Genomic DNA, 18,457 nt, shown 5'->3' on the forward strand with positions numbered 1-18,457 from the left:
GACGTAAGTCCAGCAACAAATATCGTTTGGTACGATGCTTTAACTGGAGGAAACTTGATTCCATCTGCTACCGCATTAACAAGCGGAACGTATTATGCAGCGATAAAAGATCCGGTAACAGGTTGTGAAAGTAATGTTAGATTGGCAATCACTATCAGTGTGACTGATCCTGGAACGCCAGTAATTACTAAAACATCTCAAGATCTATGTTTAGTAGATGCACCAACATTCGCAAGCATCGACGTAAGTCCAGCAACAAATATCGTTTGGTACGATGCTTTAACTGGAGGAAACTTGATTCCATCTGCTACCGCATTAACAAGCGGAACGTATTATGCAGCGATAAAAGATCCGGTAACAGGTTGTGAAAGCAATGTTAGATTAGCAATCACTATTAGTGTAACTGATCCTGGAACGCCAGTAATTACTAAAACAACGCAAGATTTCTGTTTAGTTGATGCACCAACATTCGCAAGCATCGACGTAAGTCCAGCAACAAATATCGTTTGGTACGATGCTTTAACTGGAGGAAACTTAATTCCGTCAACAACTGCATTGACAACAGGAACGTATTACGCAGCGATAAAAGATCCGGTAACAGGTTGTGAAAGCAATGTTAGATTAGCAATCACGATCAGCGTAACCGATCCAGGAACGCCGGTAATTACTAAAACTTCACAAGACTTCTGTTTAGCAGATACGCCAACAGTAGCAAGTATCGACGTAAGTCCTGCAACAAATATTGTTTGGTACGATGCTTTAACTGGAGGAAATTTAATTCCTTCAACAGCAACATTAGCAACAGGAACCTATTATGCAGCGATAAAAGATCCGGTAACAGGTTGTGAAAGTAATGTTAGATTGGCAATCACTATCAGTGTGACTGATCCTGGTACACCAACTTTGGTAACAGGAGGAACTCAAAACTTCTGTTTGGTAAATGCACCAACATTTGCAAGTGTACAGTTTAATCAGGCTAATATCGTTTGGTATGATGCTTTGACAGGAGGAAATGTAATTGCTTCAACAACAGTACTAACAAGTGGAACTTATTTTGCAGTAATCAAAGATCCTGTTTCAGGATGCGAAAGCGCGGTAAGATTATCAGTAACGATAAATGTTAGTGATCCGGGAACACCAACCACAACATCTAATGCGCAGGTTTTCTGTTCAGCAGCTAATCCAACTGTTGCTAATATACAAGTAAACGAAAGTAATGTAGTTTGGTATAGTGCAGCAACTGGCGGAACTGCAATTGCTTCGACAACTGCTTTGGCAAATGGAGACTATTTTGCAGCATTAAAAGATGCCGTAACAGGTTGCGAAAGCAGTATTAGACTAAAAGTTACGATTACTCTTGGTAACGCACCGAATCCAACAACAAATAGTACAGCACAAAACTTCTGTTCAACTGCTGCACCAACTGTTGCAAGTATTCAGGTAAATGAAAGCGGAGTAAGCTGGTTTAGCAGTGCTACTGGCGGAACAGCAATTCCTGCAACAACAGCATTAACATCTGGAATTTATTATGGAAATATTGTAGATCCTGTTTCTGGATGTGAAAGCGCAACTCGTTTACAAGTAACAGTAACAGTTTCAGATCCGGCTGCAACACCAACGACAACAGATGCAACACAAGATTTCTGTTCGTTAAATGCGCCAACTGTAGCGAATATTCAGGTAAACGAAGCAAATGTAGTTTGGTATAATACAGCTACTGGCGGAACAGCGCTTCCTGCAACGACAGCCTTAGCAAACGGTACTTATTATGGAGCTGTTTCAAGTGCTTCAGGTTGTGAAAATCCGGTACGTTTAGCAGTTGCAGTAACTGTAAATACACCAGGAGTTATAACAACACCAAGAACAGCACAAACATTCTGTTTATCAAAATTGCCAACACTTGCTAATATCTTAGTAAACGAAAGTAATGTAGTTTGGTATTCTTCTGCAACAGGTGGAACTCCACTGGCAGCAAATACACAACTTACAGCTACAACTTATTATGCAGGAGCTCTTAACAACACGACAAATGGTTGTGAAAGCGCTACAAGATTAGGAGTAACAATAAACTTCGAAAACGATGCTTTAGTTCCTATTACAACCAGTGATGATACACCATGTGTTTTCCAGGGAGTAACATATTCAGTTGCAAATGGTAAATCAAATTATGTTTGGTCAATTACAAACGGAACAATTGTTTCAGGAGGCGGAACTGCCGACGGAAATGTAACAGTTTCATGGTCAGACGTTGGACCGGGTACAATATCAGTTACTTACATTAATTCTTGTGATGAAACCACAACAAAAACACTGAATGTTACAGTGGCAACTTGTTCTGATTTAACCATCACAAACACAGTGAGTAATCCTACTCCGAATTTTGGAGAACAGATTGTATTTACGGTAACAGTAAATAATGTTGGAGAAGGGAACTTCATCAATACTATAGTAAGCGATTTATTACCTAGCGGATACGACTTAGTTAGCGCCAGCACAACAGCAGGTGTATATGATCCTGCCACTCAGCTTTGGACAATTCCAACTCTAAATGCAGGTCAAAGTGTCGTGTTAACAATTGTTGCTGAGGTATTGCCAGCCGGTGATTATTTAAATGTTGCCACTATTGAAATTTCAACTCCTTTAGATGTTGATGCAGCAAATAACTCAGCTTCTGTTTCTGTTGAGCCGGTTTGTCTTACAGTATATAATGAGTTCACACCAAACAACGATGGCTCAAACGATCTGTTTAGAATTGACTGTATTGAATCATATCCAAATAATGAGTTGAAAGTATACAACAGATATGGAGCTTTAGTATATAGCAAACAAAATTATGAAAATGATTGGAACGGAACTGCCAATGTATCTGGAGTAATTAATAGAGGAGATATGTTGCCAACAGGTACTTATTTTTATGTGATAGACATTGGAAACGGAACGGTTAAAAAAGGATGGTTATCTATTATGAGATAAGCAACTAGGTTAATCATCTAATTAATTAAACTAAATAAGTATCGTTATGAAACTATATATAAAATCATTAGAAACATATTTCGTCTTAATATGTTCTTTTATCACATTTTGTGCAAATGCGCAACAAGATCCGGAGTACACGCAGTATATGTACAACACAATGGCGGTAAATCCAGCTTATGCTGGGTCTGCCGGCACATTAGAAGCAGCAGTTTTATTCCGTTCGCAATGGGTTGGAATTTCCGGGGCACCAGAAACACAATCATTCTCTGTTCAGTCGCCGCTTCGTAATGAAAATATAGGTTTAGGATTAAGTGTTGTAAATGACAAAATTGGTCCTTCAAATGAACTTTACCTTGACGGAAACTTCGCTTATTCAATTCCTTTGGGATATGAACAAAGATTAGCTTTCGGTATAAAAGCCGGAGTAAGAATGTTAAACGTCGATTGGTCAAAAGGAAGATATTACGATCCAAATGATGTATTGTTGAATCAGAATATTGATAATCAGGCAAAATTAGCTGTCGGAGCGGGGGTTTACTATTATACCGATAAATGGTATGTAGGAGCATCTATCCCGAGTTTTATCCAAAGCAATTATTATGATGATGTTCAGGAATCTGTAGACTATGATCGTTTGCATTATTATTTGATGGGAGGATACGTTTTTGATTTGAATCCGAATTTAAAATTCAAACCGGCATTTTTAGTAAAAGCAGTTAGTGGAGCCCCGCTTACTGCAGATATCTCGGCGAATTTTATGATTGCTGAAAAATTTGTAATTGGTGCATCTTACAGAACAGATGATTCTGTAAGCATACTGGCAGGTTTTCAAATATCCAAAAGTTTTTATGTAGGATACGCTTTCGATTATACCGTAAGTGATCTTAATAAATACAATGACGGAACGCATGAAATCATTCTGCGCTATCAATTCAATAAGGGTGAAAGTAAAATTAAATCTCCTCGATTCTTCTAAATTTAAAACCTATGAAAAAATTATATATCCTAAGTTTAGTCTTGAGCATTACGTTTAGTTTTGCTCAAAAGACTAATTTAAAAAAGGCGGATGCTCTGTTTAGAAATTATTCTTACGTAGAGGCTTCAAAGGCTTATGAAGAATGCTTGCAGAACATCAAAAATCCGTCAGCACAAACGTTAAAGAATGCAGCCGACTCGTATTATTTTATATCAGATTCCAGAAATGCACTTAAATGGTATAAAAAGCTATACGAAGTTCAGGACAATAATTTAACCGATATTTACTACTTACGTTATATTCAGTCGCTAAAAGGCGTTATGGATTATGACATAGCAGATAAAATGACAAAAGAGTATCTTACCAAAAAAGGAGATCAAAACGAAGTAAACAGATATGTTGCCCAGAAAAAAACAATGGATAGCTTGTCTAAAGCAAAATCGCTTTATAAAATTAAGAATCTTGATATCAATACCAGTAAATCTGATTTTGGAGCTACATTTTTTCAGGACAAAGTTGTTTTTACATCTGCCAGAGATACAACAAAATTTAGCGAGAAATTGTATACCTGGAACAATCAGCCTTTTCTGAATCTGTATTTAGCAGAAAGAAATCCAGCAGATGGAAGTTTGTTTAACGAAGGCTTGTTTCTTCCTAATGTAATGACCAAATATCATGAAGCAACAGCTTCTTTTGATGCCAGTGGAAAAACAATGTACTATTCAACAAACATCGTTAAAAAGAATAAGTTGGTTATAGATGAAACAAAAACCAATAATTTTCAGATAATCAAAGGCGATATTGTAAATAATAAACTAGAGAATCCGAAAACAGTTTTCTTTGATAACAACGATTATTCTGTAGGACATCCTTCTTTAAGTGAAGACGGTCAGTGGCTTTTCTTTGCATCAGATATGCCAGGAGGATTTGGTGAAACCGATTTGTATTATGTAAAAATTGCAGCCGACGGAACGATGAGTTCTCCGGTGAATCTGGGATCAAAAATTAATACTATTGGCAATGATCTTTTTCCTTATTTCCGAAATGGGAAACTTTATTTCTCATCAGACGGTCATTATGGTTATGGCGATTTAGATATTTACGAAAGTAATCTTTTGGCCGACGGAAGTTTTTCTAGTCCTGTAAATTTGGGAGAACCGGTAAACAGTAACAAAGATGATTTTACTTTTATAATTGACAGTACAGATTCGTACGGATATTTTTCATCCAACAGAGCCGGAGGAAAAGGAGATGATGATATCTATTCTTTTGTAAAAGGAAAACCAGTTTGCAATCAAAGTATTTCTGGTATGGCAATCGATCGTAAAACGAGATTACCACTTACAGATGTTTCTATTTTGGCCTACAACTCTTATAGTGAAGTATTAGGCGAAACCAAAACAAATTATGAAGGGAAATATGCGGTAGTAGTTCCTTGTGGTAAAATGGTAAAAATGATAGCGGCAAAACCAAATTACAGCAGCGATGAAAAAACTGTAGAAACCACTTTGGAAAACGATGGAGAAATCAAAGATGTAAACTTCGAACTTAGCAATTATGACGATTTGGTTGTGAAGAAAAAAGGAGTAGAGAAAGTAGATGTAAAACCAATTTACTTTGATTACGATAAATACGACATTACGCCATTGGCAGTCGAAGAATTAACTAAAGTTGTTTTTATTATGCAAAAGTTTCCAAATATTAGAATCAAAATTGAGTCACATACAGATTCAAGAGGAAAAGATTCCTATAACCTGAAACTTTCAGATAATAGAGCAAAATCAACACGAGATTATATTATTTCGCAGAATATTGATCCATCACGAATTGAAAGTGCCATTGGGTACGGAGAAAGCAGATTAATCAATAAATGCAAAAATGGTGTAAAATGTACCGAAGAAGAGCATTTATTAAATAGACGTTCTGACTTTATTATTATCCAAAAATAGTTTTATATTTGCGGTCTAATTATTTGATAATCAGATTAAAATGTAAAATTTAGAAACCATTTGGAAGTTGGTTTTGTTTAATTCTTTTACAAGAATAATGGACAAGAAGAAAATCAAGTTGCATTGTTTTGCAACTTGATTTTTGATTTTTTAAAACTTTTACTTTTTAATGTTTTTGAGAAAAAATAATCCTAATTTTGATGTTCAGTTATTCTAAATTTCAATCTGCATTATTTTAATATCTTATGAGTATTCAAGAGACAATTCAATCTTTACGCGACGAACTTAATCAGCACAATTACAATTATTATGTACTTGATAACGCTACAATTTCAGACTATGACTTCGATATTAAATTAAAAGAACTTCAGGATTTAGAAGATAAAAACCCGGAATTTTTTGATGAACATTCTCCAACGCAGCGAGTAGGAGGAGCCGTTACAAAAAACTTTAAAACAATACCGCATCAGTCCCGTATGTATTCTTTGGATAATTCTTATTCGAAAGAAGATCTGTTAGATTGGGAAAACAGAATCCAGAAAGTATTAGGAAATGTGGATTTGCAATATACCTGCGAATTAAAATACGATGGAGCCTCAATCAGTATTACCTACGAAAACGGAAAACTAGTTCAGGCGTTAACACGTGGTGATGGTTTTCAGGGCGATGAGGTTACAAACAATATTAAAACAATAAAATCAGTTCCTTTAAAATTAAAAGGGAATTACCCTGAAAGATTTGATATTCGAGGTGAAATAATTTTACCTTTTGCCGGTTTCGAAAAAATGAATCAGGATTTAATTGAAATAGGAGAAACACCATATTCAAATCCAAGAAATACAGCTTCCGGAAGTTTGAAACTTCAGGATAGTGCTGAGGTTGCAAAAAGACCTTTAGAATGTTTGCTGTATTTTGTTACCGGAAATAATCTGCCATTTAAGACCCAGTTTGAAGGACTGGAATCTGCCAGGAAATGGGGATTTAAAGTTCCAACCGAAGCAAAATTAGTCAATAGTATGAGTGAAGTTTTTGATTTCATTGATTATTGGGATACTCACCGTCATAATTTACCTTACGAAACTGATGGAGTTGTTATAAAAGTAAACAGCATTCAGCATCAGGAAGAATTAGGATATACTGCAAAATCGCCACGTTGGGCAATAGCCTATAAATTTAAGGCAGAACAAGTTTCAACAAAACTAAAATCAATTTCGTATCAGGTAGGGCGTACGGGAGCAATTACTCCGGTTGCCAATTTAGAGCCGGTACAATTGGCAGGAACAATTGTAAAAAGAGCTTCTTTACACAATGCCGATCAAATTGAGAAATTAGATATCAGAATCAATGACACCGTTTTTGTAGAAAAAGGAGGAGAAATTATTCCGAAGATTATTGCTGTTGATTTAGAGCAACGCCCTGAAAATTCAGAACCGACGCAATACATCACACATTGTCCGGAATGTCAGACAGAACTAATTAGAAATGAAGGCGAAGCAAACCATTATTGCCCTAATTTTTACGGATGTCCTCCGCAGATTATAGGAAGGATTCAGCATTATATTTCAAGAAAAGCAATGGATATTGAAGGACTTGGAGGAGAAACAGTTGCCTTACTTTTTAATAACGGATTAGTGCATAATTATGCCGATCTTTATGAGTTGAAAGTAGAAGATATTTTACCATTAGAAAGAATGGCACAAAAATCGGCAGAAAACTTAGTAAAAGGAGTAGAAAAGTCTAAAGAAATTCCGTTTGAAAGCGTACTGTTTGCACTAGGAATCCGTTTTGTTGGTGAAACAGTTGCCAAAAAACTGGCTAAGCATTACAAAAATATTGATGCATTAAGCCAGGCATCTTTAATGGATTTAGTTTTAGTGGATGAAATTGGTGAGAGAATTGCCAAAAGTGTAATTGAATTTTTTGAGAACGAAGAAAATAAAAGAATCATTGAACGCTTAAAAAGTTATGGAGTTCAATTTGAAATAGAAGAAAAAATCAACCCAAATGCTACCGAGAAATTTATTGGAAAAACTTTTGTAGTTTCAGGAGTTTTTAGTCAATTTTCAAGAGACGAATTAAAGAAAACTATAGAAGATAATGGCGGAAAAGTAGGAAGCTCAATTTCCGCAAAAACAGATTTTGTAGTTGCAGGTGATAATATGGGACCAGCTAAATTAGAAAAAGCAAGTAAATTAAATATTCCGATATTATCAGAGGTAGATTTTATAAACAAACTAAATGAAAGCGAATAAACCATCGTTGATTTTATTCTTTGTAGCATTATTGTTTACAATTGTTTTCGACTGGATCAAGCAGGATGCTTTAGCAATTTATGCTAAAGCTGTAGTCCTGCCGGCTATCTTTTTTTATTTTATTATCAGTAATGATTTTAGAATCGGAAAAACAGAGGGACTCATATTTATCTTTTGTTTTGTAGGTCAGGTTTTTGACCTCATGGATGTTGAGGTATCTGAAATGGGAGGAGTAGTTAGTTTTTTAATCGTATACCTCTTAATCATAAAACTATTTATAATAGATCATGAACGCATCAAATTAAGAAGAAAAGATATACTCCCCATTTCTATAGTAGTAATTTTTATTGTTTACTTACTGGTTTCGGTACTAAGCCTACAGTTTGATAACATGAAAAAATTTAATTTACTCTACACTATCTACGGGATCGTATTAAGTATTTTAAGTTATTATTCCTTTGTAAGCTATATCACAAAAGGAACTTATCTGGCGCTACTAATGTCTTTAATGGCCGTGAGTTATATATTTTCAGATATCTTCTATATATTCAATGTATATTTTTCTTATTCAGTTGTACTCGTCCTCATTCGTGATGTAACGCAAATATTGGCCTATTACTTTATGGCCGAGTACTTTCTCGAAAAAGCTAAATTGCAGAAAAAAGTATTATACAATAATTGATTTACCCTGATTAGTATGGTTTTTATTGTTATCGAAATAAAAGTCAATTCGGCCTAAATTTATTCCGTAACATCCCACCTGATTTACTAATACATCTTGTCCTGCCTTGTTTTTTAAAACCGTCGGTTTGTCAAGAAATGTATGCGTATGACCACCAATAATCAAGTCGATATCCTGCGTTAATGCAGCCAATTTTACGTCACAGATTTTTGATTCATCATCGCGGTAACTGTAACCCAAATGCGAAAGACAAACTACTAAGTCGCATTTCTCTTCTTTTCTAAGTATTTGCGTCATATCCTGCGCAATCTCAACAGGATTATTATAAACAGTTTCCTTGTACATTTGTTTATCAACCAAACCGTTAAGTTCAATTCCTAAACCAAAAACACCAACTTTAATTCCGTTTTTGTTGAAAATTTTATAAGGCTTTACGTGTCCATTCATGACCGTATTTTTAAAGTCATAATTAGAACAGATAAAATCAAAAGTTGCATGAGGTAACTGAGCGTATAAACCTTCAACACCATTGTCAAAATCATGATTTCCAATTGCAGAAGCATCATATTTCATCATGCTCATCAATTTAAACTCCAATTCACCTCCGTAGTAATTAAAATATGGAGTTCCCTGAAAAATGTCACCCGCATCCAGTAAAAGAACATTTGGATTTTCTTTGCGAATAGTTTCAATAAGAGCTGCACGACGAGACACACCACCTTTATTTGCATTACGAGGATCATCAGCCGGAAACGGGTCGATATGACTATGAACATCGTTAGTGTGTAAAATAGTTAAGTGTTTAATATCATTATTTCCAAAACTGCTTAAAGATAAGCCTAAACTTAAAAGCGCTGTACTTGCTGCAGTTTTCTCGATAAATTCTCTTCTTTTCATGGGTATATTTTTTTGCGTAAACGCGAGTAGTATTATGTTATCTTTTCGAAATATTATTCTTCAGTAATTCTGATATCTTTAGGAACCGGAATTGTGTCTACCTGTTTAAAGTAATCAATCAATACATTTCGAAGTTTGTAATTAAGATCAAATTTCTGAACCCCTTTTGCAAAGAAACTCATGCTGTCACCGCCATTTGCCAAATAATCATTTGTTGCAACGTAATAGATTTTGTTAAGATCAAGAGGTTTTCCCTGAATTAAAATATTCTTTGCCTTTTTTTCTTTTGTAATTGTAAAAGTCATTCCAGACAAAGGTTGTGGTTTTTTCTCCTTAATAATATAAGCAGCAATATCCTGAATCTGTTCTCCTTTTAAAGCAATAACAACCAGGTTATTTTCAAAAGGCATAATTTCAAAAGCAGTTCTGCTAGTCACATTTCCCTTAGGCAAAATAGCACGGATTCCACCATGATTTAAAAGACACATATCAATCGTCTTATTTTCTCTTGGTTTAAAAACAAGATTTCCTCTTTCTGCACAAACATCAGCAAGTAAGCAGCCAATTGTAGTTTGCCATTTTCCTGTACTTTTATCAAGAGTTTCCGGGCAATAGGCCAAAACACTATCAAGATCCTTATTAATATGATCGCGATAAGGTTTAATAAATTTTTCGATTTCGGGAGTTTCAGCTCCTTTTTCAGTGACTGGAATTTGTTTTCCTTCAATCTTAGTTAGATTGTAATTTTTCGGGCTGCAGGAAAATATAAAAAAAAGTGTTAAGAATATAACAAAAAGTTTTAAAAACACGTTATACTTTTTTAGTTTTACCATCGTAAATGCGACTTAAATAATTAATTTTGTAATCTGGCAAAAGTACTATGTTTTTAAATTATATAAAGGAATTTTGTGTAAAAAAATCATTAAAAAAAAACCTGCGTATAAGCAAAAACGAAGTATTTACAAGTAATGTGCAAACAATTGGTTTATTGATAGATGAAAGTGATTCGTCGTATTCAAAAGAATTAATGAATGAATTGATTTCGCACGGAATCGCCCCGAAGAACATTAAAATTGTTGTTTACAAAGATAAAATAGAGAAGAAAAAAGAGTACTCAGAGTATACTTTTGGTAAAAAACAGATTAATTGGAACGGTGAAATTACCGAAGTGTTTTTGAATGAATTTACAGAAACAGAATTTGATCTTTTGATTAGTTATTATGAAAAAGAAAAACCAATTTTGATGCTGATTACAAGTAAGTCAAAAGCAAAATTCAAGGTAGGATTTTCTTCGGTAGACGATAGATTAAACCGATTGATGATAGATACGGCAATTGGGAATTATAAACTTTTCATTTCAGAACTGTTTATGTATTTAAAAAGAATAAAATAAATTATAATAAAAATATGCAATCATTAATAGGAACAGGTGTTGCGCTTGTAACTCCATTTAAAAAAGATTTTTCAGTAGATGTTGAAGCTTTACAGCGAATCGTTAATTTTTCGATCGATGGAGGAGTTGAATATCTTGTTGTTATGGGTACAACGGCAGAAAATGCTACATTGACTCAATCTGAAAAAGAATTGGTAATCAAGACGGTGATCGATACAAATAAAGGAAGATTGCCTCTAGTTCTTGGTGTAGGAGGAAATAATACCATGCAATTGGTTGAAGAATTAAAAACTGGAGATTTTTCAGCTTTTGAGGCCATACTTTCAGTTTCTCCTTATTATAACAAACCAACTCAGGAAGGAATTTATCAGCACTTTAAGGCAATTGCCGAAGCATCTCCGCTACCTGTAATATTATATAACGTTCCGGGAAGAACATCAAGCAATATGTTGCCATCAACAGTAATTCGTCTGGCAAATGATTTTAGTAATGTAGTTGCAATAAAAGAAGCGGCTGGTGATATGGCGCAAGCTTTACAATTGATCAAAAATGCACCAAAAGATTTTCTTGTAATTTCTGGAGATGATATGATTGCTTTACCGATTGTTTTGGCGGGTGGAGCAGGAGTTATTTCTGTTATCGGACAAGGTTTTCCAAAAGAATTTACAGAAATGATTCGTTTAGGTCTGAATAAAAAAGTAACAGAAGCGTTTAAAACGCAATACTTTTTATCAGATTGTATCGATATGATTTTCGAGCAAGGAAACCCTGCCGGAATTAAACAAGTGTTCCAAGCCCTTGGTATTGCTGATAACACAGTTCGTTTACCATTAGTTTCTGTAGATGATTCTTTGGCAGCAAGACTAAATGAGTTTGTAAAAAACAGCATTAAAGAAGTATAAAAAGAGCAGTATTTTATTATACGAAAAAATATTTTGCAATAGCTAAATTAATAACTAAATTTGCCACCGAAACTTCGGTGTGATTTTTCATTGACATAAAGTCTGTGAAAGCATAATATAAAGTAAGAAAATGAAAAAAATAGTATCTCTATTAATTGTGGTTGTCCTTTTGTTTTCTTGTAGTGATTACCAGAAGGCATTAAAAAATGAAGATGTTGCGGCAAAATTCGAAATGGCAACAAAAATGTACGATGCTGGTAAATATTCAAAAGCGATTCGTCTTTTTGAACAATTAGCGTCTTCATACAGAGGAAAACCTCAGGCAGAGAAATTATTTTACATGTTTTCGCAGTCGTATTATAAAACCAAACAATATTATTTAGCTGGTTATCAGTTTGAAAGTTTTGTTTCAGGTTATCCACGAAGTGAAAAAGTACAGGAAGCTGCATTTTTAGGAGCTTACAGTTACTCAAAATTAGCACCGGTTTATAGTTTAGATCAGGCAGATACAGTAAAAGCTTTAGAGAAATTACAAGCATTTATTGATAACTATCCAAACTCTGAATATATTGCTCAGGCTAATGAGGCAGTAAAAGTTTTAAATGGAAAACTGGAGAAAAAAGCATACGAAAATGCAAAAGGATATAATACTATTTCAGATTATAAATCAGCATTAGTAGCTTTTGATAATTTTATCGCTGATTTTCCTGGTACGCCATTTAAAGAAGATGCCTTGTTTTACAAGTATGATTCAGCATATCAATTGGCAATAAACAGTATTCCTTCAAAAATGGAAGAGCGTTTAAACGTTGCTAAAGTAGCTTACGGAAACTTAATAAAGTTTAAAAGCGATACGAAATATAAAAAACAGGCAGACGAAATGAATGCCAGAGTTGAAACAGATTTACAAAAATTTACTAAATAATAAAAGTCATGGATTTAAAAAAGACGAATGCTCCTGTTAACACAATAACTTACAATAAAACAGTTATTGAAGAGCCAACAGGAAATGTGTATGAGGCAATTACCATTATGGCTAAAAGAGCAAACCAAATTAATTCTGAAATTAAAAAAGAATTAACTGAGAAATTAGAAGAGTTTGCTACTTATAATGACAGTCTTGAAGAAGTTTTTGAAAATAAAGAGCAAATTGAAGTTTCTAAATTTTACGAAAAATTACCAAAACCACACGCTTTAGCAGTGCAGGAATGGTTAGATGGTAAAACATACCACAGAAGTTCAAATAAATAATATAGTACAATGTCAGTTTTAAACGGTAAGAAAGTTTTACTGGGAGTTTCTGGTGGAATTGCAGCGTATAAAACAGCCTCATTAGTACGACTTTTTATAAAAGCAGGTGCACATGTCCAAGTGATAATGACACCTGCTTCTAAGGATTTTGTAACTCCACTTACGTTATCTACGTTATCAAAAAATCCTGTACACTCAAGTTTCTTTAATCCCGACGACGAAAATGCAGTCTGGAATAATCATGTTGATTTAGCACTTTGGGCCGATTTGATGCTGATTGCTCCTGCAACCGCAAATACGTTGTCTAAAATGGTGACAGGAAACAGTGATAATCTTTTAATAGCGACTTATTTATCGGCTAAATGTCCCGTTTATTTTGCTCCGGCAATGGATCTGGATATGTATAAGCATCCTTCAAGTTTACAAAGTTTTAATAATTTAAAACATTTTGGCAACATTATGATTCCTGCTGAAAGTGGTGAACTGGCAAGTGGTTTGTCCGGAGAAGGACGAATGGCTGAGCCTGAAAATATTATTGCTTTTCTTGAGGCAGATTTAGAAAGTAAATTACCGCTAAAAGGAAAAAAAATACTTATTACCGCTGGCCCAACTTACGAAGCAATAGATCCTGTGCGTTTTATTGGGAATCATTCTTCCGGAAAAATGGGCTTTGATATTGCAAACGAAGCAGCAAAACTGGGCGCAGAAGTAATTTTGGTAGCCGGTCCGACTCATTTTAAAGTAAAAAACAGTTCCATTGAAGTGGTAAATGTTATATCAGCTCAGGAAATGTATGATGCCTGTCATCAATATTACAGCGATGTTGATGTTGCGATCGCTGCGGCAGCAGTGGCTGATTATAAACCAAAAGTCGTTGCTTTACAGAAGATTAAAAAAGCGGCTGAAGAGTTTTCTATAGAATTAGAGAAGACAAAAGATATATTAGCTTCACTGGGAACAATTAAAAAAAATCAGTTTTTAATTGGATTTGCATTGGAGACTCAAAATGAAATTGAAAATGCTAAGTTGAAAATTCAGAAAAAAAACTTAGATTTGATTGTTCTAAATTCCTTACAGGATGAAGGTGCAGGTTTTAAAAAAGAAACCAATAAAGTTACTTTTATTGATAATAATTTTAATATCGAGCCAATGGAACTAAAATCGAAAGAAGCAGTTGCAACTGATATTTTAAGAAAAGTGATTGAGCATTTTGGCTAAATTATAATAAAGTGTCAGAAAAAATGTTTTAATGCGTTAACTGCAAACACTAATTGTATTTTTATGAATAAAATAGCGACGTTTTTAGCATTCTTAATTTTTGGCTTCGCACAGGCACAACAGCTAAATTGTATTGTAACTATTAATACAGAAAGACTTCCAAATCCAAATCAGCAAGTTTTTAAAACATTGCAAACTTCATTATCTGAATTTGTTAATAAAACAGATTGGAACGGAGCGGTCTTAAAACAGAACGAGCGAATTAATTGCTCGATGTATATTACACTTTCTTCAAATAACTCAGATCAGTTTTCCGGAACAATACAAGTGCAGTCTTCAAGATTGATTTTTAATTCTACATATTCTTCACCGGTCTTGAATTATAATGACAAAGACTTTAGTTTTAGATATACGGAATATGAACCTTTGTTGTTTAATCCAACTACTTACGAATCAAATTTAGTTTCAGTAGTTTCATTCTACAGTTATTTAATTCTCGGAATGGATGCAGATACTTTTCAGATGGGAGCAGGGAATCAATATCTTGAAACAGCACAAAATATCGCCAACGTTGCCCAGCAAGGTGGTTTTAAAGGATGGAGTCAGTCAGACGGAATCCAGAATCGTTATTATTTAATTACAGATATGATTTCGCCAATGTACAGCGACTTGCGTCAGGTAACTTTTTTATATCATTCGGGTTTAGATCGAATGAGCGAAGATTTAAAAGCAGCAAAAGAAAAAATCAAATCTTCTTTACTTCTTATTGGTAAATTTAATTCGGTTAAGCCAAATGCGTTTCTAACGAGAGTATTTTTTGATGCCAAATCAGATGAGATTACATCAATTTTCTCCGGAGGGCCGAGTATTCCGATTACAGATTTAACAGATGTTTTGAATAAAGTTTCTCCTTTGAACTCTACAAAATGGTCGCAGATTAAATTTTAATTTGTAATTACTTTTCATATATTAATTTTATTTCCCTTTTTGCTTTATGATTACTTCACTGTCGATTAAAAACTATGCTCTGATTGAAAAACTTACAATAGATTTTTCAAAAGGATTTTCTATAATTACAGGTGAAACGGGTGCAGGTAAGTCTATTATTTTAGGTGCATTAGGCTTGGTTTTGGGTAAAAGAGCAGATTTAACTTCGCTAAAAAACAAAGAAGAGAAATGTGTTATTGAAGCGCAATTTGAAATTTCTAAATACAACCTGAAAGAGTTTTTTGAGACTAACGATCTTGATTATGAAGAGGAAACGATTATAAGACGCGAAATTTTACCTTCAGGAAAATCGCGTGCTTTTATAAATGATAGTCCGGTAAATCTTCAGGAATTACAAGACCTAAGTTTGTTTTTGATTGATATTCATTCGCAACAGCAAACACAGGAATTATCAGATGAAAGTGTCCAGTTTAAGATAATCGATGCTATTGCAAATAATGCGGAGACTATTTTAGAATATCAAAGAATACTAAAAACATATAAGTCAGATAAATCAAAACTGAATGCTTTGTTGAAAAAACAAAGTGATTCAGGAAAAGAGCAGGAATACAATACATTTTTATTGAATGAATTGGTTGTTGCTAAATTAAAATCAGGCGAACAAGAAGAACTTGAAGCCGATTTTGAAAAGCTGAATAATGTTGAAATTATAAAAGAATCAATCGATAAATCTCTAACGATTGCAAACGAAGAGCAGTTTGGTGTTTTTCATAATCTGAATGAAATAAAAGCCTCAATACAAAAAATTGCTCCGTTTTCGGTGGAATATCAAGGCTTGTTTGAAAGGATAACCAGTCTGGCAATAGAATTTGACGATGTTTCTAAAGAATTGCAAAATTGTTCAGAAAAGTTATTGAATGATCCTGCGCAATTAGAATTGATTAGTCAGAAATTGCAATTGATTTACAATCTGCAGAAAAAACATCAGGTATCTTCTGTAGATGAATTGATTCAAATTGAAGCAGAATTGAGTAATACAGTTTTAGAACTCGGTAATATCGAGGAGGAAATTGCTTCTGTGTCTAAATTAATTGAAGAAAAACAGCTTGAATTAAATACATTCTCAAATACAATTCATCAAAACAGAGCGAATGCAATTCCTGTTTTATCAAATAAACTAATTTCAATTTTAGAAACATTAGGAATGCCTAATGTGCGATTTAATATTGAACTTTTACCGTCAGAAACTTATTTCTCAAATGGTAAAGATGAATTACAGTTTTTGTTTTCTGCCAATAAAGGAACTGATTTTGGATTGCTTAAAAAAGTGGCTTCAGGAGGAGAGATGTCTCGTATTATGCTGGCTGTAAAAGCAATTTTGGCGCAATATTCAAAACTTCCAACCTTGATTTTTGACGAGATTGACACAGGTGTTTCTGGAGAAATAGCAATCAGAATGGGAGAAATAATGAAAGAAATGAGTAATACAATGCAAATTTTTGCCATTACACATTTACCGCAAATTGCAGCAAAAGGAGATTCTCATTTTAAAGTTTTCAAGTCTACAATTGCAGACGATACACAATCAGAATTAAAGCTTCTGTCTCAGGACGAAAGAGTTATCGAAATTGCGCAAATGTTATCTGGTGCAGTTGTTTCAGATTCGGCTTTAAATCATGCCAAAGCCTTGTTGAACTAAAGAAATACTTTATATTTGTCATCTCAAAACAAAATAAATAAACGCAAATAAATTAATTATTCGCTGTATGTGAAGATTAATTAAGGAACGAAAAAATAATAAAATATGATTATAGAACCTAGAATGAGAGGCTTTATTTGTTTGACTGCCCACCCAAAGGGAGCCGAGCAAAATGTTAAAAATCAAATAGAGTATATAAAATCAAAAGGACCAATCGCTGGTGCTAAAAAAGTATTGGTAATTGGAGCTTCAACTGGTTTTGGATTAGCTTCAAGAATTACAAGTGCTTTTGGATCTGACGCTGCAACTATTGGAGTATTTTTTGAAAAACCACCAGTTGAAGGTAAAACAGCTTCTCCGGGATGGTATAATTCTGCTGCATTTGAAACAGAAGCTCATAAAGCAGGTCTATATGCAAAAAGTATCAATGGAGATGCTTTTTCAAATGAAATTAAAAGAGAGACACTTGACCTGATCAAAGCGGATTTAGGACAGGTAGATCTTGTAATCTATAGTTTGGCTTCACCAGTGCGTACAAATCCTAATACGGGAGTTTTACACCGTTCAGTTTTAAAGCCAATTGGACAAACTTTTACAAATAAAACAGTTGATTTTCATACAGGAAAAGTTTCTGAGGTTTCTATAGCTCCGGCAAATGACGAAGATATTGATAACACAGTTGCAGTTATGGGTGGTGAAGACTGGGCAATGTGGATCGATGCTTTAAAAGATGAAAATCTATTAGCAGATGGTGCAACAACAGTTGCTTATTCTTATATCGGGCCATCACTAACAGAAGCAGTTTACCGTAAAGGAACTATTGGTCGTGCAAAAGATCATTTAGAAGCTACAGCATTTACAATTACAGATAGTCTTAAAGCTATTGGTGGTAAAGCTTATGTTTCGGTAAATAAAGCATTAGTAACTCAGGCTAGTTCAGCAATTCCTGTTATTCCTTTGTATATTTCTCTTTTATATAAAATTATGAAAGAAGAAGGAATTCATGAAGGTTGTATCGAGCAAATCCAGCGTTTATTCCAGGACAGATTATACAATGGTGCTGATGTTCCTGTTGATGAAAAAGGAAGAATCAGAATTGACGATTGGGAAATGCGTGATGATGTTCAGGAAAAAGTAGCTAAACTTTGGTTAGAAGCAACAACTGAAACTTTACCGGAAATTGGAGATTTAGCTGGATACAGAAATGACTTCCTGAATTTATTCGGATTTGAGTTTGCAGGAGTTGATTATCAGGCAGAAGCAAATGAAGTTGTAAACATAGAGAGTATTAAATAATACTCAATTACGATAAAT

15 protein-coding genes (1 of these 15 only partly in view) are annotated in these 18,457 nt (G+C 34.1%); 13 read left to right on the forward strand and 2 right to left on the reverse strand.

The window, feature by feature from the left end; all coding sequences use genetic code 11:
* The 5 genes from KHA98_RS05470 to KHA98_RS05490 form a co-directional block, all read left to right on the forward strand.
* A protein-coding gene (locus tag KHA98_RS05470; RefSeq protein ID WP_455424126.1) for an Ig-like domain-containing protein crosses the window boundary here: on the forward strand, positions 1–2,973 show its end. It extends 8,136 nt beyond the left edge of the window; the window shows 2,973 of its 11,109 coding nt (coding positions 8,137–11,109); its start codon lies beyond the left edge, outside the window; the stop codon is at positions 2,971–2,973.
* A 46-nt stretch (positions 2,974–3,019) separates the two neighbouring features.
* Positions 3,020–3,952, forward strand: a complete 933-nt coding sequence (locus KHA98_RS05475) for a PorP/SprF family type IX secretion system membrane protein (RefSeq protein WP_213256072.1) — start codon at positions 3,020–3,022, stop codon at positions 3,950–3,952.
* 11 nt (positions 3,953–3,963) lie between these two features.
* On the forward strand, positions 3,964–5,901 hold the full coding sequence (locus KHA98_RS05480; RefSeq protein WP_213256074.1) for an OmpA family protein: 1,938 nt from the start codon (positions 3,964–3,966) through the stop codon (positions 5,899–5,901).
* 245 nt (positions 5,902–6,146) lie between these two features.
* Positions 6,147–8,153, forward strand: coding sequence for an NAD-dependent DNA ligase LigA (gene ligA, locus KHA98_RS05485; RefSeq protein ID WP_213256076.1), 2,007 nt, complete (start codon positions 6,147–6,149; stop codon positions 8,151–8,153).
* A complete protein-coding gene (locus KHA98_RS05490; RefSeq protein WP_213256078.1) occupies positions 8,140–8,835 on the forward strand; it encodes a lysoplasmalogenase family protein in 696 nt (231 codons plus the stop codon). The genes ligA and KHA98_RS05490 overlap by 14 nt, the downstream gene beginning before the upstream one ends.
* On the opposite strand, the gene KHA98_RS05495 is transcribed toward KHA98_RS05490, so the two are convergent.
* Positions 8,821–9,732, reverse strand: a complete 912-nt coding sequence (locus tag KHA98_RS05495) for a bifunctional metallophosphatase/5'-nucleotidase (RefSeq protein WP_213256080.1) — start codon at positions 9,730–9,732, stop codon at positions 8,821–8,823. The two genes, KHA98_RS05490 and KHA98_RS05495, sit on opposite strands and share 15 nt — an antisense overlap.
* A gap of 53 nt (positions 9,733–9,785) precedes the next feature.
* Positions 9,786–10,565 carry a 5'-nucleotidase C-terminal domain-containing protein gene (locus KHA98_RS05500; RefSeq protein ID WP_213256082.1) on the reverse strand — a complete coding sequence of 260 codons (780 nt, stop codon included), beginning with the start codon at positions 10,563–10,565 and terminating at the stop codon, positions 9,786–9,788.
* Positions 10,566–10,612: 47 nt separating this feature from the next.
* On the opposite strand from KHA98_RS05500, the gene KHA98_RS05505 reads away from it, so the two are divergent.
* From KHA98_RS05505 to fabV, 8 genes are all read left to right on the forward strand, one after another.
* The gene (locus tag KHA98_RS05505; protein WP_213256084.1) at positions 10,613–11,125 is read left to right on the forward strand and encodes a DUF6913 domain-containing protein; all 513 of its coding nucleotides are present in this window, start codon (positions 10,613–10,615) and stop codon (positions 11,123–11,125) included.
* Between the two features lie 14 nt (positions 11,126–11,139).
* Positions 11,140–12,027: a 4-hydroxy-tetrahydrodipicolinate synthase gene (gene dapA / locus KHA98_RS05510; protein ID WP_213256086.1), complete on the forward strand. Its 888-nt coding sequence runs from the start codon at positions 11,140–11,142 to the stop codon at positions 12,025–12,027.
* Between the two features lie 130 nt (positions 12,028–12,157).
* A complete protein-coding gene (locus KHA98_RS05515; protein WP_213256088.1) occupies positions 12,158–12,952 on the forward strand; it encodes an outer membrane protein assembly factor BamD in 795 nt (264 codons plus the stop codon).
* An 8-nt stretch (positions 12,953–12,960) separates the two neighbouring features.
* Positions 12,961–13,278, forward strand: coding sequence for a DNA-directed RNA polymerase subunit omega (locus tag KHA98_RS05520; RefSeq protein ID WP_008463064.1), 318 nt, complete (start codon positions 12,961–12,963; stop codon positions 13,276–13,278).
* A gap of 9 nt (positions 13,279–13,287) precedes the next feature.
* Positions 13,288–14,496, forward strand: coding sequence for a bifunctional phosphopantothenoylcysteine decarboxylase/phosphopantothenate--cysteine ligase CoaBC (gene coaBC / locus KHA98_RS05525; protein ID WP_213256090.1), 1,209 nt, complete (start codon positions 13,288–13,290; stop codon positions 14,494–14,496).
* Positions 14,497–14,559: 63 nt separating this feature from the next.
* Positions 14,560–15,444, forward strand: coding sequence for a type IX secretion system protein PorD (gene porD, locus KHA98_RS05530; RefSeq protein ID WP_213256092.1), 885 nt, complete (start codon positions 14,560–14,562; stop codon positions 15,442–15,444).
* Positions 15,445–15,490: 46 nt separating this feature from the next.
* A complete protein-coding gene (gene recN, locus KHA98_RS05535; protein ID WP_213256094.1) occupies positions 15,491–17,143 on the forward strand; it encodes a DNA repair protein RecN in 1,653 nt (550 codons plus the stop codon).
* A 105-nt stretch (positions 17,144–17,248) separates the two neighbouring features.
* Positions 17,249–18,439, forward strand: a complete 1,191-nt coding sequence (gene fabV, locus KHA98_RS05540) for an enoyl-ACP reductase FabV (protein ID WP_213256096.1) — start codon at positions 17,249–17,251, stop codon at positions 18,437–18,439.
* Positions 18,440–18,457: the final 18 nt, after the last annotated feature.

Source organism: Flavobacterium branchiicola (assembly GCF_018383905.1).
Taxonomy (GTDB): Bacteria; Bacteroidota; Bacteroidia; order Flavobacteriales; family Flavobacteriaceae; genus Flavobacterium; species Flavobacterium branchiicola.